17 protein-coding genes are annotated in these 24893 nt (G+C 63.7%); 14 read left to right on the top strand and 3 right to left on the bottom strand.

The annotated features are described in order from the left end of the window. Window positions 1-3: 3 nt before the first annotated feature. The gene (gene hpaR / locus AC57B6_RS18615; RefSeq protein ID WP_042277081.1) at window positions 4-411 is read right to left on the bottom strand and encodes a homoprotocatechuate degradation operon regulator HpaR; all 408 of its coding nucleotides are present in this window, start codon (window positions 409-411) and stop codon (window positions 4-6) included. A 179-nt stretch (window positions 412-590) separates the two neighbouring features. On the opposite strand from hpaR, the gene AC57B6_RS18620 reads away from it, so the two are divergent. The 7 genes from AC57B6_RS18620 (at window position 591) to hpaI (ending at window position 6626) form a co-directional block, all read left to right on the top strand. Continuing rightward, window positions 591-1364: a fumarylacetoacetate hydrolase family protein gene (locus AC57B6_RS18620; protein ID WP_496421854.1), complete on the top strand. Its 774-nt coding sequence runs from the start codon at window positions 591-593 to the stop codon at window positions 1362-1364. Further along, complete coding sequence (locus tag AC57B6_RS18625) at window positions 1361-2119, top strand: fumarylacetoacetate hydrolase family protein (protein ID WP_028200059.1); 759 nt, start codon at window positions 1361-1363, stop codon at window positions 2117-2119. Before AC57B6_RS18620 ends, AC57B6_RS18625 begins: the two co-directional genes overlap by 4 nt. Window positions 2120-2149: 30 nt before the next feature. Beyond that, entirely contained in the window at window positions 2150-3607 is a 1458-nt protein-coding gene (hpaE, locus tag AC57B6_RS18630) for a 5-carboxymethyl-2-hydroxymuconate semialdehyde dehydrogenase (protein ID WP_046571064.1), read from the top strand. 61 nt (window positions 3608-3668) lie between these two features. Then, window positions 3669-4532 (top strand): 3,4-dihydroxyphenylacetate 2,3-dioxygenase, encoded by an 864-nt coding sequence (hpaD, locus tag AC57B6_RS18635; protein ID WP_028200061.1) that lies wholly within the window; start codon window positions 3669-3671, stop codon window positions 4530-4532. 21 nt (window positions 4533-4553) lie between these two features. Continuing rightward, window positions 4554-4961, top strand: a complete 408-nt coding sequence (locus AC57B6_RS18640) for a 5-carboxymethyl-2-hydroxymuconate Delta-isomerase (protein WP_028200062.1) — start codon at window positions 4554-4556, stop codon at window positions 4959-4961. Window positions 4962-5009: 48 nt separating this feature from the next. After that, on the top strand, window positions 5010-5813 hold the full coding sequence (hpaH, locus tag AC57B6_RS18645) for a 2-oxo-hept-4-ene-1,7-dioate hydratase (RefSeq protein WP_491563957.1): 804 nt from the start codon (window positions 5010-5012) through the stop codon (window positions 5811-5813). Between the two features lie 9 nt (window positions 5814-5822). Then, window positions 5823-6626 (top strand): 4-hydroxy-2-oxoheptanedioate aldolase, encoded by an 804-nt coding sequence (gene hpaI, locus AC57B6_RS18650; protein WP_028200064.1) that lies wholly within the window; start codon window positions 5823-5825, stop codon window positions 6624-6626. A gap of 808 nt (window positions 6627-7434) precedes the next feature. Here hpaI and AC57B6_RS18655 read toward each other — a convergent pair. Next, window positions 7435-9768 (bottom strand): EAL domain-containing protein, encoded by a 2334-nt coding sequence (locus AC57B6_RS18655; protein ID WP_496421855.1) that lies wholly within the window; start codon window positions 9766-9768, stop codon window positions 7435-7437. A 110-nt stretch (window positions 9769-9878) separates the two neighbouring features. Continuing rightward, a complete protein-coding gene (locus AC57B6_RS18660; RefSeq protein ID WP_028200613.1) occupies window positions 9879-11024 on the bottom strand; it encodes a GGDEF domain-containing protein in 1146 nt (381 codons plus the stop codon). A gap of 388 nt (window positions 11025-11412) precedes the next feature. On the opposite strand from AC57B6_RS18660, the gene bcsD reads away from it, so the two are divergent. The 7 genes from bcsD to AC57B6_RS18695 all read left to right on the top strand — a co-directional run bounded on the left by bcsD (window position 11413) and on the right by AC57B6_RS18695 (window position 24700). Beyond that, window positions 11413-11868 (top strand): cellulose biosynthesis protein BcsD, encoded by a 456-nt coding sequence (bcsD, locus tag AC57B6_RS18665; protein ID WP_028200612.1) that lies wholly within the window; start codon window positions 11413-11415, stop codon window positions 11866-11868. A 219-nt stretch (window positions 11869-12087) separates the two neighbouring features. Beyond that, window positions 12088-13131, top strand: a complete 1044-nt coding sequence (gene bcsP, locus AC57B6_RS18670) for a cellulose biosynthesis protein BcsP (RefSeq protein WP_496421856.1) — start codon at window positions 12088-12090, stop codon at window positions 13129-13131. Next, window positions 13128-13916, top strand: a complete 789-nt coding sequence (gene bcsQ, locus AC57B6_RS18675; protein ID WP_028200610.1) for a cellulose biosynthesis protein BcsQ — start codon at window positions 13128-13130, stop codon at window positions 13914-13916. The genes bcsP and bcsQ overlap by 4 nt, the downstream gene beginning before the upstream one ends. Further along, window positions 13913-16117, top strand: a complete 2205-nt coding sequence (bcsA, locus tag AC57B6_RS18680; protein ID WP_028200609.1) for a UDP-forming cellulose synthase catalytic subunit — start codon at window positions 13913-13915, stop codon at window positions 16115-16117. The genes bcsQ and bcsA overlap by 4 nt, the downstream gene beginning before the upstream one ends. Before the next feature lie 3 nt (window positions 16118-16120). After that, a complete protein-coding gene (bcsB, locus tag AC57B6_RS18685) occupies window positions 16121-18697 on the top strand; it encodes a cellulose biosynthesis cyclic di-GMP-binding regulatory protein BcsB (protein ID WP_496421857.1) in 2577 nt (858 codons plus the stop codon). Between the two features lie 19 nt (window positions 18698-18716). Further along, window positions 18717-19919, top strand: coding sequence for a cellulose synthase complex periplasmic endoglucanase BcsZ (gene bcsZ, locus AC57B6_RS18690; protein WP_028200607.1), 1203 nt, complete (start codon window positions 18717-18719; stop codon window positions 19917-19919). Beyond that, window positions 19910-24700: a cellulose synthase subunit BcsC-related outer membrane protein gene (locus AC57B6_RS18695; protein ID WP_444514750.1), complete on the top strand. Its 4791-nt coding sequence runs from the start codon at window positions 19910-19912 to the stop codon at window positions 24698-24700. Before bcsZ ends, AC57B6_RS18695 begins: the two co-directional genes overlap by 10 nt. The last annotated feature ends 193 nt before the right edge of the window (window positions 24701-24893 follow it).

Below are 24893 nucleotides of genomic sequence, written 5' to 3' on the forward strand. Positions count from 1 at the left end.
GCTTTACTCGTCCTCTTCTTCCAGGCCCGCAAGCAGATCGTCGACCGCGCGATACACACGCTCGACGATCTCCGGCCCTACCTTGCGCTCCAGTTCGCGATAGTGCGCCTCGAGATCCTTCGAGATCACGCGCACCAGTTCCACGCTCGTATCGGTAAGCGACACCAGCACGCGGCGCTGGTCTTCCGCGAAACGCTCCTTCGTCACCAATTCCATGCTTTCCATGCGCGCGAGCACCCCCGCCATGCTCGGGCTCGAAATCGTGCAGATGTCGGAAATGTGGCGCGGCTCCATCGGGCCGTGCTCATTGAGCGCGCGAATCACGCGCCACTGCTGTTCGGTCAGCCCGTGAGCGGTAATCAGCGGGCGGAACCGCTCCATCATTTTTTCTCTGGCGCGCAGCAACAGCATCGGCAGGTTGCGATGCAAAACTCGAATCGAAGCAGAAGCGGACATGGCGGAAGATAGTTAAAAGCAGCCGTCGAAGCTTAAGGGAAAACCCGCAATCAGCCGACAGGCTATTGACCGTGGATGATATCAAGCGCAATACTACTAACATGTTAGTGTTTTCTCCGAGAGACAACTGATTTATGTTTGCACTTGCCGATCACCTGCTGCATCCCGAGGGCGACGCGTTGCCTCGCGACGTGGACGCGCAAACCGCTGCCGCGCTGCTCGCGCGCGGCGTGGCCTGCCGCACCCCCGTTTCCGGCGCCGTGTATGGAACCTTGCTGAACGACCGCGCCGCGCTGCAGGCATTGGGCGACGCGGTACACGCCGCGCCTTACAAAGCGCCGCCGAAGGCGCCTGTTCTCTATCTGAAGCCGCGCAATACGTTCGCCGGTCATCGCGCCCGTGTCGTCGTCCCCGACAATGCATTGGGCGTGGAAGTCGGCGCTTCGCTCGGCATCGTGATCGGCCGCACGGCAAGCCGCGTCGGCGCGGGCGAGGCGTTCGACTACATCGCGGGCTACACGCTGGTCGCCGACCTGAGCGTGCCGCACGCGAGCGTGTACCGCCCCTCGGTGCGGTTCCGCGCACGCGACGGTTTCTGCGTGATCGGACCGGCCGTGGTTGCCGCACGTCATGTCGCGGCACCTGACGATCTGGGCATCAAGGTCGCGCTTGCCGGACATGACGTCTTCACCGCCAGCACCGCATCGTCGGTACGCAACGTCGCGCAACTGATTGCGGATGTGACCGATTTCATGACACTGAATGCCGGCGACGTCATTACGCTGGGCGTGCCTCATGGTTCGCCGGTCGCGCATATCGGCGACACGGCCACGCTGTCGATTGGCGGACTGCCGCCACTCGAGGTGTCGTTTACAGGTGCAAAAGAACAAGCTGGAGAACAACCATGATGCGCGGCCGCGTTGCCTATGCAGGCGCGATTCACGAAGCTTATCCGGACGCTCACGGCGTACGTCTCGCCGACGGCCGCGTGCGTCGTGAGGATGAAGTGGTGTGGCTCGCACCGATCGAAATCGGCACGATCTTCGCGCTCGGCCTGAATTACGCCGAACATGCGAAGGAATTGCAGTTCAACAAACAGGAAGAGCCGCTGGTCTTTCTCAAGGGCCCCGGCACCGTGATCGGTCACCGCGGCTTCACGCGCCGCCCCGCCGACGTCACCTTCATGCACTACGAGTGCGAGCTGGCTGTCGTGATTGGCCAAACCGCGCAGAACGTCACGCGCGAAAACGCCATGCAACATGTGGCCGGCTACATGATCGCCAACGACTACGCGATCCGCGACTACCTGGAAAACTATTACCGCCCCAACCTGCGCGTGAAAAATCGCGACGGCGGCACGGTGCTCGGCCCCTGGTTCGTCGATGCCGCCGATGTCGAAGACGTCACGCAACTCGAACTGCGCACCTTCGTGAATGGCACGCGGCAGCAACACGGCAACACGCGCGATCTCGTCACCGATATCCCGGCGCTGATCGAGTATCTGAGCAGCTTCATGACGCTCGCACCTGGCGACGTGATCCTGACCGGCACGCCGGAAGGCATCGTCAACGTCAATGCGGGCGACGAAGTGGTCTGTGAAATCGACGGCCTTGGCCGTCTCGTCAATACGATTGCATCGGATGCGGACTTCGGCCGCGCCTGATCGGGACAGTAAAAGAGAAAGGACAAGGCAATGCGAATCGAACATCTGATCAACGGCAAATCCAGCGCCGCAAAAGACTACTTCGAGACAGTCAATCCCGCGACGCAAGAGGTGCTCGCCGAAGTCGCCAGCGGCGGTGCGCAAGAAGTCGACGCCGCCGTGCGCGCGGCTAAAGAAGCGTTCCCGGCATGGGCCGGCAAGCCGGCGACGGATCGCGCAAAAGCCATTCGCAAGCTCGGCGAGTTGATCGCGAAGAACGTGCCGGAAATCTCGGAGACCGAGACGAAGGACACCGGCCAGACGATCTCGCAGACGCGCAAGCAACTCGTGCCGCGCGCTGCCGACAACTTCACTTATTTCGCGGAGATGTGCACGCGCGTCGACGGCCATACGTATCCCACCGACACGCACCTGAACTACACGCTGTTCCACCCGGTCGGCGTCTGCGCGCTGATCTCGCCGTGGAACGTGCCGTTCATGACGGCAACATGGAAAGTCGCGCCCTGCCTCGCCTTCGGCAATACTGCCGTGCTGAAGATGAGCGAATTGTCGCCGCTGACCGCTTCGATGCTCGGCAATCTCGCGCTCGAAGCCGGGATTCCCGCCGGCGTGCTGAACGTCGTGCACGGCTTCGGCAAGGACACCGGCGAACCGCTGGTGGCACACCCGGACGTGCATGCGGTGTCGTTCACCGGTTCGACGGCAACCGGCAACCGTATCGTGCAAACGGCAGGCCTGAAGAAGTTTTCGATGGAACTCGGCGGCAAGTCGCCGTTCGTGATTTTCGACGACGCCGATTTCGAACGCGCGCTCGACGCTGCCGTGTTCATGATCTTCTCGAACAACGGCGAGCGCTGCACGGCGGGTTCGCGCATTCTGGTGCAACGCTCGATTTACGCGCGCTTTGCCGAACGTTTCGTGGAACGCGCAAAACGTCTGACGGTGGGCGATCCGTTGGCGGACAGCACGATCGTCGGCCCGATGATCAGCCAGGGACACCTGGCCAAGGTGCGCAGCTACATCGAACTCGGTCCGAAAGAAGGCGCCACGCTCGCCTGCGGCGGCCTCGACGCACCCGACTTGCCGCAAGCCATGCGCAAAGGCAACTTCGTTCAACCGACGGTGTTCGTCGACGTCGACAACCGCATGCGGATCGCGCAGGAAGAGATCTTCGGCCCAGTGGCGTGCCTGATTCCGTTCGACGACGAAGCTGACGCGATCAGACTCGCCAACGATATCTCCTACGGCTTGTCGAGCTACATCTGGACCGAGAGCACCGGGCGCGCGTTGCGGGTTGCCGCGGCGGTCCAGGCCGGCATGTGTTTCGTCAACAGCCAGAACGTGCGCGATCTGCGCCAGCCGTTCGGCGGCACCAAGGCATCGGGCGTGGGCCGTGAAGGCGGCACATGGAGCTATGAAGTGTTCCTCGAACCGAAGAACGTGTGCGTATCGCTCGGCTCGCATCATATTCCGCACTGGGGCGCCTGACCCGCGTCGCCATGGCGCGCGAGGCCAGCAGGTCTCGCGCCACACTGAACAGGAGATCGCGATGGGCAAACTCGCGTTGGCAGCAAAGATCACTCACGTGCCGTCGTTATATCTGTCCGAACTCGACGGTCCTCATAAGGGCTGCCGGCAGCCCGCGATCGACGGCCATCATGAAATCGGCCGGCGTTGCCGCGAACTGGGTGTGGATACGATCGTCGTCTTCGACGTGCATTGGCTCGTGAACAGCGAATACCACATCAATTGCGCGCCGAAGTTCGAGGGCGTCTATACGAGTAACGAACTGCCGCACTTCATCAAGAACATGCCGTATGCGTATCCCGGCAATGTCGGGCTCGGCAATCTGATTGCGGAAGTCGCCAATGAAATGGGCGTGAAGAGCCGCGCGCACAGCGAGACCACGCTCGAACTCGAATACGGCACGCTGGTGCCGATGCGCTATATGAATAGCGACCAGCACTTCAAGACCGTCTCGGTATCCGGCTGGTGCATGTGGCATGAACTCGAAACCAGCGCGCGCTTTGGTCTTGCCGTGCGCAAGGCGATCGAGGAGCGTTACGACGGCACCGTGGCGATTCTGGCAAGCGGCTCGTTGAGCCACCACTTCGCCAACAACGGTACCGCCGAACAGTTCATGCACAAGGTGTGGAGCCCGTTTCTCGAGCAGATGGACCGCAAGGTGGTCGAGTTGTGGGAAGCCGGCGACTGGAAGACCTTCTGCGAGATGCTGCCGCTCTATAACGAAAAATGCTGGGGCGAAGGCGGCATGCACGACACCGCAATGCTGCTCGGCGCACTCGGCTGGGATCGTTACGAGGGCAAGGTGGAAGTCGTCACGCCGTATTTCGGCAGTTCGGGCACGGGCCAGATCAATGCGATCTTTCCCGTCACGCCGCTGCCCGCTTAAGCCACGAGAAAGGAGCTTGCCGTGCCGCATTTGACACTCGAATACAGCGCCAATCTTGCTGATGAAGACAGCATCGGGCGGCTTTGCAGATCGCTTGCGCAATGCCTCGATGCGCAGCGTGAGAACGAACAACGCGTTTATCCGCTCGGCGGCATCCGCGTGCGCGCTTTGCGCTGCGCGCAATACAGCATTGCCGACGGCCGGGCGGACGCCGCCTTCCTGCACGCGGACCTGAAGATCGGCGCGGGCCGCTCGGACGCCGCGAAGAAAGCCACAGGCGATGCATTGTTTGAGGTAATCAAACAGCACTTCGCCACGGAGTTTGAAAAACACGGCCTCGCGTTGTCGTTGGAGATCAATGAATTCAGCGAATCCGGCACGTGGAAGCACAACAATTTGCACGCGCGGCTTAAGGCTGCTCAAGGCTAGGACGCCGACCTGATTCCGGGGCCGGCCGCCGCATATAGAGAATCCATCATGCTAGACGAACAGACTATCCGCGAGCTTGCATTGCAACTCGACAACGCCGAGAAGACCCGCACCCAACTGCGTCACTTCTCCGCCCAGTATCCCGAGATGACCGTCCAGGACGGTTATGCGATTCAACGCGAGTGGGTGAAACTCAAACTCGCTGCGGGGCACGTGATCAAGGGCCGCAAGATCGGCCTGACCTCACGCGCGATGCAGCGTTCGTCACAGATCGACGAACCCGATTACGCGCCGCTGCTCGACAGCATGTTCATTGAAGCCGGCCAGGACATCCGCGCCGACCGCTTCATTGCCCCGCGCGTGGAAGTCGAACTGGCCTTCGTGCTGAGCAAACCCTTGAAGGGCCCAGGCGTCACGCTATTCGACGTGCTGGACGCCACCGCCTACGTGACACCTGCGGTGGAAATCATCGACGCGCGCATCGAACAGTTCGACCGCGAGACGAAGGCGCCGCGCAAGGTCTACGACACCATTTCCGATTTCGCGGCGAATGCCGGCATTGTCCTGGGCGGGCGGCCGGTGCGCCCGCTGGACGTCGACCTTCGCTGGGTAGGCGCCCTGCTCTACAAGAACGGCGCGGTGGAAGAAAGCGGACTCGCTGCGGCCGTGCTGAATCACCCTGCCACGGGCGTCGCATGGCTCGCGAACAAGATTGCGCCTTACGATGAAGTACTGAATGCGAACGACGTGATTCTGAGCGGCTCGTTCACGAGCCCGATCCCTGCGCGAGCGGGCGACACGTTCCATGTCGACTATGGTCCGTTGGGTGGTATCGGTTTGAATTTCATTTGAGTGGGCGATATGTCACTACCGCAAAACACATTCAAGCGTGCGCTGGCCGAGGGCAAGCCGCAATTCGGTTTATGGGCGGCCCTGGCCGACGCGTACGTCACCGAGTTGCTGGCCACTGCCGGCTTCGACTGGTTGTTGATCGACAACGAGCATGCCCCGAACGACGTCCGCAGCACGCTGGCGCAATTGCAGGCGGTAGCCGCTTACGCATCGCATCCGGTGGTGCGGCCGGTGCGAAGCGATAGTGCGTTGATCAAGCAGTTGCTCGATATTGGCGCGCAGACGTTGTTGCTGCCGATGATCGATACGGCTGAGCAAGCCGCGGATGCTGTTGCGGCGACGCGCTATCCGCCACAGGGTATCCGTGGCGTGGGGAGCGCGTTGGCGCGGGCCTCGCGGTGGAACCGGATCCCGGACTATCTGAACACCGCGGCGGATGAGTTGTGTGTGCTGGTGCAGGTGGAGACCGTGCAGGGGCTGGACAATCTTTCCGCGATTGCGGCGGTGGATGGTGTTGACGGTGTGTTTTTCGGTCCGGCCGACTTGAGTGCTTCGATGGGGTTGCTGGGTAAGCCTGGGGATGCACGCGTGCGCGAGGCGATTTGCAGCGGTATCGGGAAGGTTCGGGATGCAGGCAAGGCGGCGGGGGTGCTGGCGCCTGATGCTGGGATTGCCGGTGAGTATCTCGCGGCGGGCGCGAGTTTTGTTGCGGTGGGGACGGATACGGGTTTGTTAAGTCGGGCGGCGGCTGATCTGGCCGCCTTGTATAAGAATACCGCTGGGGTGGTTGCGGGTGTTAAAGGAGGGTATTAGGCTGCTTCGCAGCGGGGAGAGGTTTTTGCCTGCTCGGCGGGTTTGTTGAGCTGGCTTTTTGGCGTTGCCCTTCTGGTCTTTTGGTCATTTTGTCTTTTGGTCTTTTGGCCTTTCCTTGATTTCTTATCGGTCTATTAGCGTTGCCCCTGTGCGGGGCGGCACCTACTTTTCTTTGCCGGCCGCAAAGAAAAGTAGGCAAAAGAAAGCGGCTCACACCGCTAATTTTTAAGCGGGTCCCCCGCACAGTAGCGGTAGTGGTGCATCTGGAATCTGTCGCCTCGCACACTCCGCGCCGTTGACAAAGGACTCATCAGTTCCCACTCCGCACTGCGTGCGTCGCGGACGGGTCTGCCAGGGAAACCGGGGGGGCTTCGCGCAGCGAGAGCCTTCGGCTTCGCCTCCGCGAGGTGCCGAATGCACAAATGTCGTAGGTTTTGACAGCGCCGCCGCGTCAAGTTCGGCTGACCGCGAAACACGACCACCGGTTTTGTGAACGGCGTATCGGCGCGCGTAGCGCCGCCGGAGGTATGACGGCCTTGTCACTAAAGCCGAATGTGCGAGGCGACAGATTCCAGATGCACCACTACCGTGGCTGTGCGGGGGACCCGCTTATGAGCTGGCGGGTTGAGCCGCTTTCTTTTGCCTACTTTTCTTTGCGGCAGGCAAAGAAAAGTAGGTGCCGCCCCGCACAGGGGCAACGCTAATAGACCACTAACAAAGCAAGGAAAGGCCAAAAGACAAAAAGACCAAGAGCGCAAGACGGCAACGCCAAAAAATCCAGATTAACAAAAAAGCGCCCCGCGCAACCTCAATCCCCCGCCGGCCACGGCAACCCCACCACCGACCAATCCAGCTCCACCCCCACAACACACCTTCCCCCAGCAAACTGCACAGCCAAAGTAACCGCAACACAAGGCCGCCCGCTGGCCAAAGAAAGATAAGGATTACTAGCCACAGCCACCCCTGGCAGCAAAACCGCATTACGAAAATACGGCCGATGATCCCATCTGGCATCCTGCGGATTCGCCACAGGATGCAACGAAGCGCCATCGCTACTCCATGCCGGCCCCCGCACCTCATTCCCGATCTGCCGTCCGGAATCGTCGAGAATAAACCCGCTGATACAGCGCTCGAACGTCGCCAGCGAAGCAAACGCCTCCTCCATCGGAACACCCAGCAGCAAAGCATCGGCAGCCAGCTTCAACGCACCCCGATAAGGTTCGACCTCCGACTCGAACAACGCATACTGATGCGCCCGCCCCTGGGCAATCACGTCGAACGCATCATCGATCCGCCGATGCACCGACTCCGGCGGCGCAAGCTCCGCCGCCGGCCGGCCAAGCAGATACCCCTGCGCGAAATCCACATTCGACTCGACCGCCAGGATCAACTCCTCCGTGGTCTCCACACCCTCCACCACAACCAGCATCCCCGCCTGATGCAACAGCGAAACCAGCTTCGGCAAAATCGGCTGCTCGGAGCCGTGGCTGGTCGCGCGAATCAACTCGCCGTCAAGCTTCACAATATCCGGCCGGATCCGCAACAGGCGGTCAAGGTTCGATTGACCCGCGCCGAAATCGTCGACGGCAATCAGAAAACCATGCTCACGATATAAAGCCGCCGCGCGCGACATGTCGTCGACACTCCCGCCATGCGATTCGAGAATCTCCAGAATCACCCGCTCCGGCTCGAACCCCACCGCTCGCACAATCAGGGCGAGCTGGTCGGCATAGCCGTCGGCAATAAACGTGGCCGGCAAAATATTGAGGAACAGCCACGCGTCGCCGGGCAGCACCTTGCGCGCATTGGCCAGATGCACGGCATGACTCGCGCGATCGAGTTCGCCTTCGTCGCTGGACGGCTTCGGCGCGAACAGAACAACGGGCGGCACCAGCGTGCCGTCATCCTGCTCGCCGCGCAGCAAAGCCTCGAACCCCACCTGCTTCTGATGCGACAAACTGTAGAGCGGCTGGAAGTGCGAGGTCAGGTAATAGTCGTCCCAGCGATGCCGCAGCGCGGTCGCCCCGCCCTCCGCGTGTGCGGCATCGGAAAGCATTTGCAGCGCCTCGAACGGTAGTGCGCGTTCGGCGCACACGCGGTTTCTGCCCGAATGCTTGGCGCGCAGCAAAGCTTCATCGGCGCGGTCGAGCAGCACCATGATGCTTTCGCCGCCCCGGTGCTCGGCCACGCCGAAGCTCGCGGTCATAAAGCCGTCCGGCCGCTCGATGGCGGCAATCGCGCCGCGCAGGCGCTCGGCCAGCGCCAGGGCGCCGGCCAGTCCGTCACGCAGCAGCACGGCAAACTCCTCGCCGCCGATCCGGCTCACGCTGTCGTCCGCGGAAGTCTCCTCCATCAGCACCTGGGCCACCTGGTACAGTGCATGGTCGCCGACCGCATGGCCGAAGCGGTCGTTCAGCGATTTGAAATTGTCGATGTCGAGAAAAATCGCACTGACCCGTGCATCCCCCGTCATGGTTTCAAGGCGGCGCTCGGCCTGCTTGACGAACGCGCGGCGGTTTTGCAGCCCGGTCAGCGGATCGGTGGCAGCAAGCTGCGCCAGTTGGCTCTCCAGCAGAAAGTGATTGCGCCGGAAGCGATAAAAGCCGAAGTGAAACACAATGGAAGTGGGGGCGCCGATCGCTACGATCCACATCCACACGATAACGTCGACGTCATGCGTGCGCGGCCCGCCAAACAGCAACGCAAATGCCGCCCCGTAGAAAAGCGCGCTGCCGATGAAAAAATGCAGCGGCGTAAGCCATAGCGGCGCCGCGCAGATCGGGATCACCACCATGGCCGGCAGAATCCATAGCAACGGATGCTCGACGCCCGAAACATTCAGCGCAAGACCGGCCACCAGCACCAGCGAGTACGCGACGCCGATTGCGCCGAACATCCACGTCGAGCCCGCCCGTGGAATCGCCATCACCAGCAGCGCCAGCACCAGCGCGCAGGCAAGCCGGTAGGGAAGCGGCGTCGCCGGCCCGGCAACCATGTTGCGCGCCGCGACGAGACACAGGAAGGCGATCACGGTAAACGCCATCGTCACGGTCGAAAGCGGACGCTGATGCTCCAGGGACCGTCGATGAAACCGATCGCGCAAGCCGGAATCGGGCAGTTGCTTCGTTGAAGTGGAAAGCATATTGATAGTTATCAGGCTGGCTCCGGTCACTTGCCCCATGTATAACGGCAACCGTCTGACAAATATTTATGCCCTGTCCGCAAATAGAATCGCGTCCCGCCCCGTAAGGGCTAAGCGGCCATCACGCGGTTGCGTCCCGAGGCCTTGGCGGCATACAACGCGCCGTCGGCACGCGCCATCAACTGGGCAAGCGATTCGCCGGGCCGGTGCTGATCCACGCCGACACTGAAGGTATATTCCAGTCCACGCGGCAACTCCCCCGCCCCAGCCGACGCGAGCCGCGCCCGCACACGATCCATTAAACGCACCGCCTCGGCGCTGGTTGTTGCCGGACATAGCACGCCAAACTCCTCTCCCCCGAGCCGCCCGAACACATCGCCGCCCCGCAGGTTGGCGCTGACGAACGCGGCGAAATGGCCCAACACCTGGTCGCCGGCAGCGTGGCCATAGCGATCGTTGACCGCTTTAAACGAATCGATGTCGATAATGGCCATCGCCACCGGCGAGCCGGTGCGCTGCGTCGTCCCCAGCAGCGCCTCGCCGATCGCGAGAAAGGCGCGGCGCGACAGCGCGCCAGTCAGATCGTCCACATTGGCAAGCCGCTCGAGCCGCTCGGCGAGACGATCGTGCGCCAGCATCATGACCCCGATCGAAAGACACGGCGGCGCGAGGATACCGATGGCGAGAAACACGACATTGCCAGGCGTCACCTGCAGCAAGCTGGTCTGCAGCAGCACGCCGAAGCTGTACATGACACCACGCGAGAGATGCCCCGCGCATAAGAGCACCGACGCTACCGCGAGGAAGTAATAGCAATAGCGCGGCCGGTTCGACGGACGGTAGCGCAGCATGATGACGGCGAGCATCGCGTAGAGGCCCCCGTGATACACCGACACCACGGTCACGCGGGCGCTGAAATCGGGCGTGACAAAAGTCCAGTAAGTTATGCCGATCAACACGCCGAGCACGCCGACGTAGGCCGCCCATGGCCGCGTGGGTCGCCCCAGAAAGCGGTAGCAGCCCTCCACCAGCAGCAGCAGCGAGATAGCCAGCAGTTCGTTGGCCGCCACGATAGTCAGCCAGCGCGGGCCGTGGCCTTGCAGCGCAAAGGCAAGAAGCGCCGCGATCGCGACCGCATTGGCCGAGATCCAGTAGCCGACGCCGGGTATCGCCGCGCGCCATAGTGAACCGAGCACGGCCATCGCCATGGCGCTCGACAGCACCGTGACAACCAGAATAGTGAGTGGATTGAACATTTATTGTCTTGAATCACAGACGGCATCGTCATGACACGCTGCATTCCTGCCGTCTGCAGGACTTCCCGTTGCATGCGCAATAGCGCCGCGCAAATTCGTAAGCTTACCGGCCCGGATGAAAGTTGAGACCGCAAAAATGACGTAAGTATTACGTGGTTGCGAGAAAGTTAAGCCAATCGTTTGCGTGTATATCTCAGACGAATGTAAAGTGGCTAAAAGTTAATGTCTTAAGTAGACTCCTGCGAAGTGTGGCGGACAGACTGGACAGTTCGGTAAAAATAACATCGGACGCGTGCAACGCGCGGCTTTCCCTAACACTTTCATTTGCATTCAACCGTCGGCGCCCGTTTTCATACACGGCTGAAGCAACGGCCATTTCCCGGAAAATATGGTCCCAATTCTCGATTACCTGCTGGAACGTCAGATCTCGCCGCAATGGCGCGGCATGCTGAGCGCCTTGGCAACAGAGTTCGAAGCGCAGATCGGCCGCGACGAACTGCGCCAACTGATGTACCGCGTCGGCTGCCGGTTTGCCGCGGCGCATCAATTGCCCGCTTGCGGGTCCACGGCGGAACTCGCTCATGCGTTGAATCTGCTCTGGCAGGACATGGATTGGGGCTACGTCGAACTGTCCGACGAAGCCGAATCTTTGCGCATCGTGCATTACTGTGCGCCGCTGCAGGCGTTCGGCAATCCGGCGCTCGCATGGACCCCGGCATTTCTTGAAGGCGTCTATCAGACCTGGTTGAGCGCATTGGGCGCGCAAGGTCTGTCGGTCGTGCAAACGAGCGAGTTCGGCGCGGACACCGCGATCGAGTTTCGGCTGGGCCGGCATCCGGCTTGAGGGTCCCGCCGGGCAAAGCGTGAGTTCGAGCCATTGGGCATGAGCCGGCGGAGAGTCTCAGGCAGCAGGCAGGAGAGGAACGCGCCAGACCGGTGCGCGTGAAGTGGCGGCGCCAGCATTGCCGGCGCGGCGAGCAGGTGGCTGGTTTGGCTCAAGGCAGGTCATGCAGGTCAAGCAAGTCAAGCAAGTCAGGCAGTTCATTAAAAACACGGCGGCACTATGAGTTCATCGAGCGACATCGAGAAACTGTTCGATCATTTTGGGGGCGACGCCAACGCATACCAGGAAATCGGCCGTGAAAACGAGGCGCGTTCGGCGCGCACGCGTTGGCCGTTGCTGGTGACGCTTGACCTGACGCAGCCCACGATCCCGGCGATCCGGCAACGCCGCGAGGCGGATAGCGAGACGTTGGCACAGGAAGCGGCCCGCAAGGCGGCCGAGGAAGCGGCAGCGGCTGCCGATCGTCAGGATGACGTGCCGAAAGACGCCGCCTCGGTCACGCGGGCGAAGGCGCCGCTGTTTACACGATCACATCGGCGGGACATCCCGCCTGTCGTCGTTGCCGCCAAATCTGTCGCGCCGAGCGGCGCATCGCGTTTCGGCGCGCTCGAAACGAACGACGGCACCGCGGTCTCACCCGGCGCGGAAACAGCCCCGGCCGCGCCGACAGCACCGACAGCACCGGTAGCCCCGGCCGTGACGCGGACCGACGCGGCGGCGCCCTTGGCAAGGCAAGCCGCGCCAGCCGTCGCCCCGCCATCGCCATCGATATCGATACCGCCGGTTGCAGCTGCACCGGCTCGCGCTGCCGTGCCGCCTGCCAATATTGCGCCGTTGGGCCAGTTCCGCACGCCGGCGCTGCCTGTCACACAAACTATGGCGAGCATGCCACTCAACCCGACGGCGCCCCGTGCCCCCGCACCCGCATGGGCGCAGGCACCCGCACCCTCAGCATGGGCGCATACACCCGCGCAGACACCCGCTCAAGCGCACGCTCCGGCCTCCGCTCACGCCTACCCGACCGCGCCAGCGGCGCCCACGCCACCCGCGTCGATCCTCGGCAAACTGTTCGCCACTCAAGCCGCCGCCGCGCCGCGGCAACCCGCCGCCGGCAATCCGGGCGAATCAGCGCCGCTGCAATCGGTCTTCGACCGTCTGCGCGGCACCCCCGCTCAAACAGCGCCGTCGCCGGCCGGCACCTCGCGCGCGGCCGCGCCCGGCGCCTCCAACTCGTGGCTGGTCAACGGCCCTCGTCGCTCATGAAAGTCATTGCGGTCGTGTCCGCCAAAGGCGGGGTCGGCAAAACCACCCTCGCCGCCAATCTCGCCTCCGTGCTGGCCGCCGGCGGCCGGCGCGTGATCGCGCTCGACCTCGATCCGCAGAACGCGCTGCGCCTGCATTTCGGCGTGCCGCTCGACAGCATCGACGGTTTGTCGCGCGCCACGTTGACAGGCGATCCGTGGCAAACGGTGATGTTCGACGGCGTAGACGGCGTGACGGTGCTGCCCTACGGCGCGCTGATCGAAGACGACCGGCGCCGCTTCGAAGCCTATATCGACCAGGAGCCGGGCTGGCTCGCCCAGTCGCTGCAAGCGCTGCGGCTCGACCCGTCCGACGTCGTCATCGTCGACACGCCGCCAGGTTCGTCCGCGTATGTGCGCAATGCGTTGTGCGCGGCCACCTTCGCGCTGAACGTGGTGCTGGCCGACGCGGCTTCCTACGCGGCCATTCCGCTAATGGAACGGCTGATCGACACCTACGCGGCGCCGCGCCCCGAGTTCGGCGGCGTGGGCTACGTGGTCAACCAGATCGACCAGTCGCGCCAGTTGACCAAAGACGTCCTCAAGGTCCTGCGCCAGATGCTCGGCGACAAGCTCTTCCCGGGCGTGATCCATCTGGACGAAGGCGTGAGCGAAGCGCTCGCGTGCGACACCACGCTGATTCACTACGATCCACTCAGCCAGGCGGCCGCGGATTTCCGCTCGTGCGGCAACTGGCTCATGACGGCGGTCGATGCCATTGCCGTCTCACCGGGGAAAGTCGCATGAGCACGCCTTCTTCGCACAGCCTCGAGGGCGCCGAGCCGTCGCGGCTCGAACGCTTCGCCGACGCCCGATTCTGGAACAGCCGCATCGTGACGGGTCTGGTCACGCTGTTCGCGCTGGTGATGCTGTATTTCGTGTTCACGGTGCCGCTCGCGTTTTATGAGCAACTGACCTTCGCGACCTGCTGCTTCCTCACCGCGCTGTGGTTCCGCCGCATGCCGGGCCGTTACGCGACGATGGTGATGATCATGCTCTCGGTGGTCACCTCGGGCCGCTATATGTACTGGCGGCTCACGTCGACCACTTACTGGGAACATCCGCTCGACGCCGCGTGGGGTCTGTTGCTGGTCTCGGCCGAGGTCTATTCGACCATCGTGCTGCTGCTCGGCTACTTCCAGACCGCGTGGCCGCTCAAGCGCACGCCGATGCCGCTGCCCGCTTCACGCGACCAGTGGCCGAGCGTCGACGTGTTCATCCCGACTTACAACGAGCCGCTCTCGGTGGTGAAACCGACCATCTACGCCGCGCTCGCGCTCGACTATCCGGCCGAGAAAATCTCGATCCACGTGCTCGACGACGGCCGCCGTCCCGAGTTCAAGGCGTTCTGCGAAGAAGTCGGCGTCAACTGGACGATCCGCACGCACAACCGCCATGCAAAGGCCGGCAACATCAATGAAGCGTTGAAGATCACCCAGGGCGAATACCTCGCGATCTTCGACTGCGATCACATTCCGACCCGCTCGTTCCTGCAGATCGGCCTCGGCTGGTTCCTGCGCGACAAGCTGCTGTCGATGCTGCAAACGCCGCACCACTTCTTCTCCGCCGATCCGTTCGAACGCAATCTCGGCACCTTCCGCAAGGTGCCGAACGAAGGCGAACTGTTCTACGGCCTCGTGCAGGACGGCAACGATCTGTGGAACGCCACCTTCTTCTGCGGCTCGTGCGCGCTGCTGCGCCGGAGCATGGTCGAAGAGATCGGCGGCATCGCCGTGGAAACGGTCACCGAAGACGCGCACACCGCGTTGAAGCTGCACCGTCTCGGCTACACCACCGCCTATCTGGCGATTCCGCAGGCAGCAGGCCTCGCCACCGAAAGTCTCTCCGGCCACATCGGTCAGCGGATTCGCTGGGCGCGCGGCATGACGCAGATTTTCCGGATCGACAATCCACTGACCGGCAAGGGTCTGAAAATCGGCCAGCGGCTCTGTTATCTGAACGCGATGATGCACTTCTTCTACGGCATCCCGCGTCTCGTGTTCCTCACCGCGCCGCTGTCGTACCTGTTCTTCGGCGCGCATGTGATCGAAGCCGCCGCCAGCACGATCGCGATCTACGCGCTGCCGCACATGATGCACGCAAGCATCACCAACTCGCGGATGCAGCGCTCGTTCCGCCATTCGTTCTGGGCCGAGGTGTACGAATCGGTGCTGGCCTCCTACATCACCGCGCCCACGCTGCTCGCGCTGATCAACCCGAAGCTCGGCAAGTTCAACGTGACGGCCAAGGGCGGCCAGATCGAAAAGAACTACTTCGACTGGTCGATCTCGCGGCCGTATCTGTTCCTGCTGTTGCTGAACCTGATCGGCTTCGTGGTCGGCATCGTCCATATCTATCTGAACTGGCATATCCGCAGCGTGGTCAACACGACCATCCTGAACCTCGGCTGGACCACCTACAACATGCTGATTCTCGGCGCGAGCGTGGCCGCGGCGAGCGAGCGGCGGCAGATTCGCGCGGTGCACCGGGTGGCGATGCAAATGCCCGTGATGCTGAAATTCTCGACCGGCCGCACGCTGGCCTGCGAAACCATCGACTACTCGGAAGGCGGTGTCGGCGTGGCGCTGCCCGGCAAAATCGAGGTGCCGATCCACGAGCGCGTGACCGTGTCGCTGTTTCGCGGCGACGAGGAATACACCTTCCCCGCCACGGTCGGCTTCACCGAGCCGGGCCGGGTGGGCCTGCGCTTCGCGACGCTGACGCGCGAGCAGGAGTACGAGTTCGTCAAGACCACCTTCGCGCGCGCCGACGCGTGGACCGGCTGGGCCGAAGGGCGCCAGCAGGACACGCCGCTGCGCGGTCTGTCGCACGTGCTGTCGGTCGGCGCGCGCGGCATCGTGGGTCTTTTCGAGCATCTTTATGCCGACCTTCGAAGCTCGATGAAAAGCCGTCCGGTGGACGTCAAGAAGCTAAAAACCAAAGACTGATCTATGGGCAACAGGATGGCGAAGTCAAACGTCGAACGCTCGCATCACGAGCGCGGTGGGATGAAAGCGCAGGCGCGTCCGGCGGGGCGCCCTCGCTCGCAACGGTTGATGCGCGGACTTGCCTGCTGGCTCGCGTTGCAGACCGCGTTGGCAGCGCCGCTGGCGTCGGCCGCCGAAGCGATTGCGGCGGCGACGAGCGGCGCGAGCGCGGCGCCAGCCGGTCAGGCGGTCGCGCCGCAGTCTCAGCAAGGCCAGGGCGCGCCGGCCGCGCGCGTCGCCACCGGGGTGGGCAGCGTGCCCGCGCCGAGCCCGGCCGTGCCTTACGATCCGGCCGCGATCACGCAAGCGGAGTTGGCCACGCCCACGCCGGCGCTCGCCGCTTCGTCGGTAAAAGCCTTAGGTCTCAGAACGCCCACCACCGCCGAACCGGGCACCCTGGTGCCGGGCGGCCGCCGTCAAACGCTCACCTTCGCCGACCTCGGCGCGCGCGATCCGCTGCAACTGCGCGGCACCGACGGCCAGAACGGCGTCGCCTTCTCCGTGCGCGGCGACGAAGTGGTGACCGGCGCGATCCTGCATCTGGTCTACAGCTATTCGCCCGCGCTGCTCGCGAATATTTCCCAGCTCAAAGTGCTGGTGAACGGCGAAGTCGCCGCGACACTGCCGGTGCCGCACGAACAGGCCGGCATGCTGGTGGCGCGCGACGTCTCGATCGATCCGCGCTTCATTACCGAATTCAATCACCTGAACGTGCAGTTGATCGGTCACTACACGACGAGTTGCGAAGACCCGGCGAATTCGTCGCTATGGGCCACCGTCAGCAATGCCAGTTCGCTCGACCTGACCTATGCGTCGCTCGCCAGCAAGCCGGATCTCGCGGCATTGCCGCAGCCGTTCTTCGACCGCCGCGATGTGCGCCGTCTCGAGCTGCCGTTCGTGTTCCCGCAAAAACCCGGCGCCGGCACGCTCGAAGCGGGCGGCATTGTCGCGTCATGGTTTGGCGCGCTGGCCGGCTATCGCGGCGCGATATTTCCCGCGCAACTGGATAACGCGCCGCTGTCGGGCAACGCCGTCGTTTTCGCCACGGACGACCAGCGCCCGGCCGGCGTGACGATCCCGGCAATCTCCGGTCCGACGATCGCCGTGGTGGATCGCGAAGCACCGGCACGCGGCAAGCTGCTGCTCGTACTCGGGCGCACCGAGGCCGAACTGAAAACCGCGGCCAGAGCGCTCGGCATCGGCCAGAACACGCTTACCGGCCCGAGCGCGACGATCACGAGCCTGAACGAACTCGCCCCGCGCGCGCCGTACGACGCGCCGAACTGGCTGCCCACCAACCGCCCCGTGCGTTTCGGCGAGCTTGCCGACCCGCGCGATCTGACCGTGTCCGGCTACGACGCCGACGCCGTGCGCGTGAACCTGCGCGTGCCGCCCGATCTGTTCATGTGGCACACCAAGGGCGCGCCGATCGATCTGCGCTACCGCTACACGGTGCGTCCGCTGCGCGACCGGTCGTCGCTGAACATCAGCGTCAACGACGGCTTCGTGCAGTCGCTGCCGATTCCGGCCGAGTCGGCCTCGGTGTTCGAGCTGAGCCATTATTTCGCGCGCGTCCTGCCGGACAAAACCGCCGAAGCGCGCCGCACGGTCCATATTCCGCCGCTGCTGCTGACACCGCGCGCGCAGGTGCGCCTGCATTTCTACTACGACATTCCAAACACCGGCGAGTGTCACGGCCGTCTGCTGGAAAACGTAGTCGGCTCGATCGATCCGAACTCGACCATCGACCTGTCGTCGTTCCCGCATTACATGGCGCTGCCCGATCTGGCGGCGTTTGCCAACAGCGGCTTCCCGTTCACCCGCATGGCCGACCTCTCCGAGACCGCGGTGGTCCTGCCAAACGACGCCGATTCGAGCGACTACAGCCTGTACCTGCTGACCATGGGCCGCATGGGCGCATCGACGGGATATCCGGTAAGCGGCGTCACCGTCGGCACGGCGGACGACGTCGACAAGTACGCGAACAAGGATCTGCTGATTTTCGGCGCGCCGGGCAAGCAGCCGCTGCTGCAGCGCTGGGCCAAATCGATGCCGTTTTCAAGCGACGGCGATTCGCGCACCTTCTCGCTGTCGGACGTGGTCTTCAAGCTCGAGGACTGGTGGCATGGCGAGCGCGGTGTCGAACGCTCGCCGGCGCGCGCCGACCTCACGCTCGTGAGTTCGAACGGCGACGCGCTGCTGACCGGTTTCGAATCGCCGCTGCAGAAGAACCGCAGCGCCGTCGCGCTGGTGAGCGCGGCCGGCCAGTCGGACGCCGATCTGTCCGCCGCCCTGCTCGACGCCGACGTGCTGCCGGAAATTCAAGGCGCGATGGCCGTGATCCACGGCCGCACCGTCACCATCACGTCGAACGGCGAAGCGTACTATGTCGGCCGTTTGTCGCCGCAGGAGTATCTGCGCTGGGCGCTGTCGTCGCATCCGCTGCTGCTGGTGCTAAGCGGCGTGCTTGCCGCGCTGATCATCGCCGGTCTGTTCTACCGGACCCTGCGCTCGATCGCTGCGCGCCGCCTGAAAGACTGAGAGGATCGATAGGACTGATATGCGGGTTCGAATCAACAAGACCTATATGACGCTCACGTTGGGCGTGGGCCTCGCGCTTGCGGCGGCCACGAGTTTTGCCGGCCTCACCAGGGTGGCCCAGGCCACGCCGACGCCAGGTCAGCCAGGCCAGTGCAATAACGACTGGCCGGCGTACCGCATCTTCATCGAACACTTCGTGCAGGCCGATGGCCGCGTGATCGATTATTCGTCGCCGCAACTGAAAACCACTTCGGAAGGCCAGTCGTACGGCATGTTCTTCGCGCTGGTCGCGAACGACCGCGCGAGCTTCGACCGGTTGCTCGGCTGGACCCGCGCCAACCTCGCGGGCAATCAGTTCGACGCGCAAAACGTGCGGCTGCCGTCGTGGCTCTGGGGCAGGAAACCGGACGGCTCATTCGGCGTGCTCGATCAGAATTCCGCGTCCGACTCCGACCTGTGGATCGCCTACGATCTGCTGCAAGCCGGCCGCCTGTGGCATGACGCAAGTTACACGCAACTCGGTCGGGCGCTTGCCGCGCAAATCGCGCGCGAGGAAACGACCACGCTGCCGGGCCTTGGCCCGATGCTGCTGCCCGGACCGCAAGGCTTCGCGAACGGCGGCGTCACGCGCCTGAACCCGAGCTATCTGCCTTTGCCGGTGCTGCGCGCGCTGGCGAAGGAGATGCCGGGCGGGCCGTGGGCCCGGCTCGCCGACAACGCCTACAAGCTGATCAAGACCACCTCGCCGCTGGGCTTCACGCCCGACTGGGCTGCCTGGCAGAACGGCCAGTTCGTGGTCGATCCGAAAGAAGGCGACACGGGCAGCTATGACGCGATCCGCGTCTACCTGTGGGCCGGTCTCGCGTCGTCCGCCGATCCGCTCGCCAAGCCTTGGCTCGCGGCGGTGGGCGGCATGCGCGCGAAGGTGGCGCAAACCGGCATCCCGCCCGAGAAGGTCTCGTCGACCACCGGCACGGCGAGCGGCGAAGGTCCGTTAAGCTACTGGGGCGCGCTCGCGCCGTACTTCAAGGCGCTCGGCGACGAGCGCGGCCTCGGGCTCGCGCGCACCCATCTCGCCGCCCTCGACACCAACGTGCCGGGTCGCGAGCCTGTCTATTACGATCGTGTGCTCGGTTTGTTCGGCACCGGATTTATCGACGGCCGCTATCGCTTCGACGAAGCCGGCCGTCTCGTGCCCAGTTGGAGAAATGCATGCGATTGAGCGCCCTCGCGTTGTCAATGCGGTTCGCGCTGAGCCTCACGGTGGTGTGCGGTGTGGCGACGGCCTCGCCTGATGCGTTGGCGCAGGCGTCGAAAGACCCGCTGAGCGTGCTGATCGATCAGGGCAAGTACTGGCAATCGCATCATCGCGGCGACCTCGCCGAACAGGCGTGGCAGAAAGTGCTGCGCATCGACCCGAAGCAACCCGATGCGCTCTACGGCATGGGCATGGTGCTCGCCGACCGCAAGGACGGCGCGGGAGCGCAGCAATATCTGGCGCGTCTGAAAGCGGTTGCGCCGAACTATCCGAATCTGGACGAACTGGGCCGGCGGCTCGGCGAATCGAGCTTGCGTGACCAGACTGTCAACGACGCGCGGCGGCTCGCGCAAAGCGGTCAAAGCGCGAGCGCGGTGGAGGAATATCAGCGCGCGTTGAACGGCAAGCCGGCGACGCCCGAACTGCAACTCGAGTATTACCAGGCGCTGTCGGCCACGCCGCAGGGCTGGGACCAGGCCCGCCGCGGCCTCGACCAACTCGCGCGCGACAATCCCGACGACCCGCGCTACGCCCTCGCCTATGCGCAGCATCTGACCTATCGCGACACTACACGCCGCGACGGGATCGCGCGGCTGCAGAAGCTCACCGGCGACAGCACGGTTGGCGCGTCGGCGAAAAAGAGCTGGCGGCAAGCCTTATTGTGGCTCGACGCACGGCCCTCCGACGCCGCGACGTATGAAGCCTATCTGCAAGCCTCACCCGACGACGCCGCGGTCAAGGCCCGCTTCGATTCGATGGTCCAGCAGGACAAGGCGGCTCGCGACCGTGCTCAGGAAAATGCCGCGGTCGATGCTCGTGGCCGCACCATCGCCGACGGGTTCGCCGCGCTCGACCGAGGCGAGCTCGACACGGCGCGCTCGAAGTTTTCGTCAGTACTGGCAAATAGCCCGAACGACACCGATGCGCTCGGCGGCATGGGGATCGCCGCGTTGAAGCAGGAACGCTTTGCCGAAGCCCGCAATTATCTGGAACGCGCGTCGCGCAGCGGCAATCCGGCGCGCTGGAAAACCGCGCTCGATAGCGCAACCTACTGGACCTACACCAGCGACGCGATCGGCGCGCGCAGCAATGGCGAGTTCGCGAAGGCCAAGTCGCTGTTCGAACGCGCGATCGCGCTGAATCCGTCCGACGTCACCGCGCAGGTGCTGCTCGGCGAGATGCTGCTGTCGAATCATGACCCGGCCGGCGCCGAGCAGGCCTACCGGATGGCGCTGCGCCGCCAGGCCGACAATCCCGATGCGATTCGCGGCCTCGTCGGCGCGCTCGCTGCACAAGGCCGTGGCGACGAAGCACTGCAATTCGCCAATCAGTTGAACAGCGAACAACAATCGAAGGCCGGCGGCATCAACCGTTTGCGGGGCGAAGCGCAGGCTGCCCAGGCGCGCGCGGCCGAAGCGCGCGGCGATCTCGGCAGCGCGCGCAGCCTGTTCGAAGACGCGTTGCTGAACAATCCCGACGATCCCTGGCTGCGCCTCGACCTCGCGCGCATTTACGTGCGCCAGGGCGCGGTGGCGAATGCCCGCAGCATGATGGACGGACTGCTCGCCGCGCACCCCGACATGACCGACGCGCTTTACGCGAGTGCGTTGCTGTCGGCGGAAACCCAGGACTGGGCGGCCGGTCTCGCGCAACTCGAACGGATTCCGGTCGCGCAGCGCACCGACGCGATGACGACCTTGCAGCACCGTTTGTGGGTGCATCAGCAGGCCGACCTCGCGACGCGGATGGCGCGCAACGGCCAGTCGCAACAGGCGCTGGCGACCTTGCAAGCGGCCGAGCCGGTGGCCGGCAACAACCCGGAACTGATCGGCGTGATTGCCGCCGCGTATCAGCAGGCCGGCGACCCGAATCGTGCGTTGGGCCTCGTACGCAGCGCAATGAACGCGGCGCCCGGCAACACCGATTTACTGCTGCAATACGCGGGCATTCTGTCCGCCACGCGGCAGGAAGCCGAACTCGGCATGGTGATGCGGCGGCTCGCGTCGATGCAATTGACACCGCAGCAGCGCACCGATTTCGGCAATCTGAATCTGGGCATCGTCATCAAGCAATGCGACGCGGTGCGTCAGCGCGGCGACCTTGCCAGCGCCTATGACGTGATCGCGCCGTGGCTGGCGGCGATGCCCGACAATCCCGATCTGCAAGCCGCTCTCGGGCGCCTCTATTCGAGCGCCGGCGACGACCGCAATGCGCTCGCAAGTTACCGCGTCGCGCTGCAACGCAAACCGGACGACCTGAACCTGTTGCAGGCGGGCATCTCCGCGGCGACTGGGGCGAAACAGTTCAGCTATGCCGAATCGCTCGCGCGGCAAGCGCTCGCGGCGGCCCCTGGCGACCCGGGCGTGCTGGCGACGGTCGGGCGCATGTATCGCGCCGAAGGCAAGCTGTCGCTCGCATCGACTTATCTGCAGCGTTCGCTGGTCGCGGCCAATACGCCGCTGATGGCCAACGCGCCGCGCGCCAATGCACCGGGCAACGTGCCGCGCGGCTGGGAAGTCGCGATGCGCCGGATCGGCGCGACGCCGCTGCCCGGCACCAATCCCTTCGAAGGTAAAACCGCCACGATCTCGCCGACCGACGCCGACAACGCCGCGTTTGCCGGCGGCGGCTCCAACGCCGCGCGTGCCTCGCTTCCGTACTCGCAGTCTTCCTTGCCGTCACAGACCGTGCCGAACTATCCGCCACCCACGCAGCCCGCGCCCTACGTCGCGCCTTACACGGCACCCGCGCCGCAGCCGTATTCGCCCAATGCCGCGCCGGCCCCGTTGCCTTATAACGCGCCGCTGCCCGGCGTCAACACGGGGGGTTACGGCCAGGGGAGCAACGGGTCGAGCCAGTCAGGCGCGCCGTTGCAACCGTATCCGGGCCAGGGCCAGCCGCAGATGCAACAGGTCCCGCAGCAGCAGTACAACCCGGGGTATCCGCAGCAGGCGGGGTATGCGCAGCAAGGCGGCTACCCCCAACAGGGTGGTTATCCGCAACAAGGCGGTTATCCGCAGCAGGCTCAGTATCCGCAGCAGGTGCCGGACGGCTATGCGGCCACGCCATGGCCGATGTCGCCTGCCGCGCGTGAAGCGCAAGCCAACGCCGGTTCGATGCAGCCGCCGCGTTACGCGAATTCGTCCGCGAGCACGAAACGCTCGACCAGCAAGAAACAAAGCGCGTCAAAGAGCAATCGCAACACGCAGGCCTATGCGCAGGCGCCGTATGGGCAGCAAGCTTATCCGCAGCAGCAACAGCCCTATTACGGCCAGCAACCTTATGCGCAGCAGCAGGGTTACGCGCAACAACCCTATCAACCGGTTCCGCCGCAGCAGGCTTACGCCCAGCAACCCTATCAGCCGTATCCGGGTCAGGGTTCGGGTTATTACGCGCAACAGCAGCAACCGTACATTCCGCAGCCGCCTACCGGTTACGCGCAGCCGTATTACCCGCAGCAACCCGGTGCGAACGGCAATGGCGGCGGCTACCCGCAACCGAACGTTGCCAATACGCAGACGCTTGGCGTGGCGGAGGAACTGGCTCAGGTCAATCGCGAGCAATCGAGCACGGTGTCGGGCGGGATTGTGTTCCGCAACCGTTCGGGCGAGGACGGGCTGTCGACGCTGACCGATATCGAAGCGCCCATTCAGGGGCGCATCAAGGCGGGCAACGGCCACATTGTGGTGACCGCCACGCCGGTTACGCTGGATGCCGGCACTGCTTCGGGCAATCTCTCGACGCTCGCGCGATTCGGCGCGGGGCTGTCCAGCAGCACGTCCGCGATTGCCGCGGTCAACGGCAACAACACCTATGGCAGCCAGACCGCCAACGGTGTGGGTTTGTCGCTCGGCTACGAAGCCCGCAGCTTTAGCGGCGATATCGGCGTGACGCCGCTCGGCTTCCCTGAGAAAACCGTCGTGGCCGGCCTGCAATACAACGGCGGCATTACCGACAAGGTGTCGTATTCGCTGGCTATCGCACGCCGCGCGGTGACGGACAGCCTGCTTTCGTATGCGGGCGCGCGCGATTCCGGCTCCGGCCTCGAGTGGGGCGGCGTCACTTCCAATGGCGGCCTCGGCAGCCTTGCGTGGGACGACGGCACCAGTGGCCTGTACGTGAATGCCGCGTTTCAGTACTACCAGGGTTATAACGTAGCGAGCAATAACGCTGTCAAGGGCGGCGGCGGTGTCTATACACGTGTCTTCAAGGATGCGGATCAGACGCTGACTGTCGGCGTGAACACGACGCTGATGCGTTATAACAAGAACCTGTCGTACTTCACCTATGGTCAGGGTGGGTACTTCAGTCCGCAGCAGTATGTGATTCTGAATCTGCCGGTGGAATGGACAGGGCGCAATGGGCAGTTCACTTATGACGTGAAGGGATCGATCGGCGTGCAGCATTATCGTCAGGACGCGTCGAATTACTTCCCGCTCAATGACGGGTCCAACCGCCAGGCTACTGCGGCGGCGATAGCCAATCTTATTGGCACGGGTGTGGATGGCGGTGCGGTTTATCCTGGGCAGAGCAAGACCGGGTTTTCTTATTCGCTTAGCGCGGTGGGGGAATATCAACTGGCGCCGCAGTTGGCGTTTGGGGCGACTGCGTCGCTCGGCAATGCTTATGAGTATCGGGAGTGGCTTGCAGCGGTTTATGTGCGGTATAGCTTTAGCAGGCAGACGGGGTTGCAGCCGTTTCCGCCTACGCCGCTTAGTTCGCCGTATTTGTCGTTGTCGAATTAGGGGCCTGCTCGGCGGTTTAGGTTTGGTTTTTTTGTTTTTTGTTTTTTTGGTTTTTCTTGCTGTGTTCGTGGTCGAACCTGTCCGCATTTTTGTGTGCGAGGCGGTTAGCGGAGTTACCCGCGTGCGTTGGTAAAACGCTCTCCAAACAGAATCGCGAACTGGTTCATGGCTGAGGACCAGTCGAATGCCGCCC

This window comes from Paraburkholderia sp. BGA-UO-ETr-F12 (genome assembly GCF_059567945.1).

Excerpts from the sequence above, each read along its gene's own strand:
- AC57B6_RS18660 (WP_028200613.1), bottom strand. The coding sequence starts at position 11,024 with ATGTTCAATCCACTCACTATTCTGGTTGTCACGGTGCTGTCGAGCGCC.
- AC57B6_RS18620 (WP_496421854.1), top strand. The coding sequence starts at position 591 with ATGTTTGCACTTGCCGATCACCTGCTGCATCCCGAGGGCGACGCGTTG.
- AC57B6_RS18695 (WP_444514750.1), top strand. The coding sequence starts at position 19,910 with ATGCGATTGAGCGCCCTCGCGTTGTCAATGCGGTTCGCGCTGAGCCTC.
- bcsQ (WP_028200610.1), top strand. The coding sequence starts at position 13,128 with ATGAAAGTCATTGCGGTCGTGTCCGCCAAAGGCGGGGTCGGCAAAACC.
- hpaH (WP_491563957.1), top strand. The coding sequence starts at position 5,010 with ATGCTAGACGAACAGACTATCCGCGAGCTTGCATTGCAACTCGACAAC.
- AC57B6_RS18655 (WP_496421855.1), bottom strand. The coding sequence starts at position 9,768 with ATGCTTTCCACTTCAACGAAGCAACTGCCCGATTCCGGCTTGCGCGAT.
- hpaE (WP_046571064.1), top strand. The coding sequence starts at position 2,150 with ATGCGAATCGAACATCTGATCAACGGCAAATCCAGCGCCGCAAAAGAC.
- bcsA (WP_028200609.1), top strand. The coding sequence starts at position 13,913 with ATGAGCACGCCTTCTTCGCACAGCCTCGAGGGCGCCGAGCCGTCGCGG.
- hpaD (WP_028200061.1), top strand. The coding sequence starts at position 3,669 with ATGGGCAAACTCGCGTTGGCAGCAAAGATCACTCACGTGCCGTCGTTA.
- bcsP (WP_496421856.1), top strand. The coding sequence starts at position 12,088 with ATGAGTTCATCGAGCGACATCGAGAAACTGTTCGATCATTTTGGGGGC.
- hpaI (WP_028200064.1), top strand. The coding sequence starts at position 5,823 with ATGTCACTACCGCAAAACACATTCAAGCGTGCGCTGGCCGAGGGCAAG.
- bcsD (WP_028200612.1), top strand. The coding sequence starts at position 11,413 with ATGGTCCCAATTCTCGATTACCTGCTGGAACGTCAGATCTCGCCGCAA.
- hpaR (WP_042277081.1), bottom strand. The coding sequence starts at position 411 with ATGCTGTTGCTGCGCGCCAGAGAAAAAATGATGGAGCGGTTCCGCCCG.
- AC57B6_RS18625 (WP_028200059.1), top strand. The coding sequence starts at position 1,361 with ATGATGCGCGGCCGCGTTGCCTATGCAGGCGCGATTCACGAAGCTTAT.
- bcsB (WP_496421857.1), top strand. The coding sequence starts at position 16,121 with ATGGGCAACAGGATGGCGAAGTCAAACGTCGAACGCTCGCATCACGAG.
- bcsZ (WP_028200607.1), top strand. The coding sequence starts at position 18,717 with ATGCGGGTTCGAATCAACAAGACCTATATGACGCTCACGTTGGGCGTG.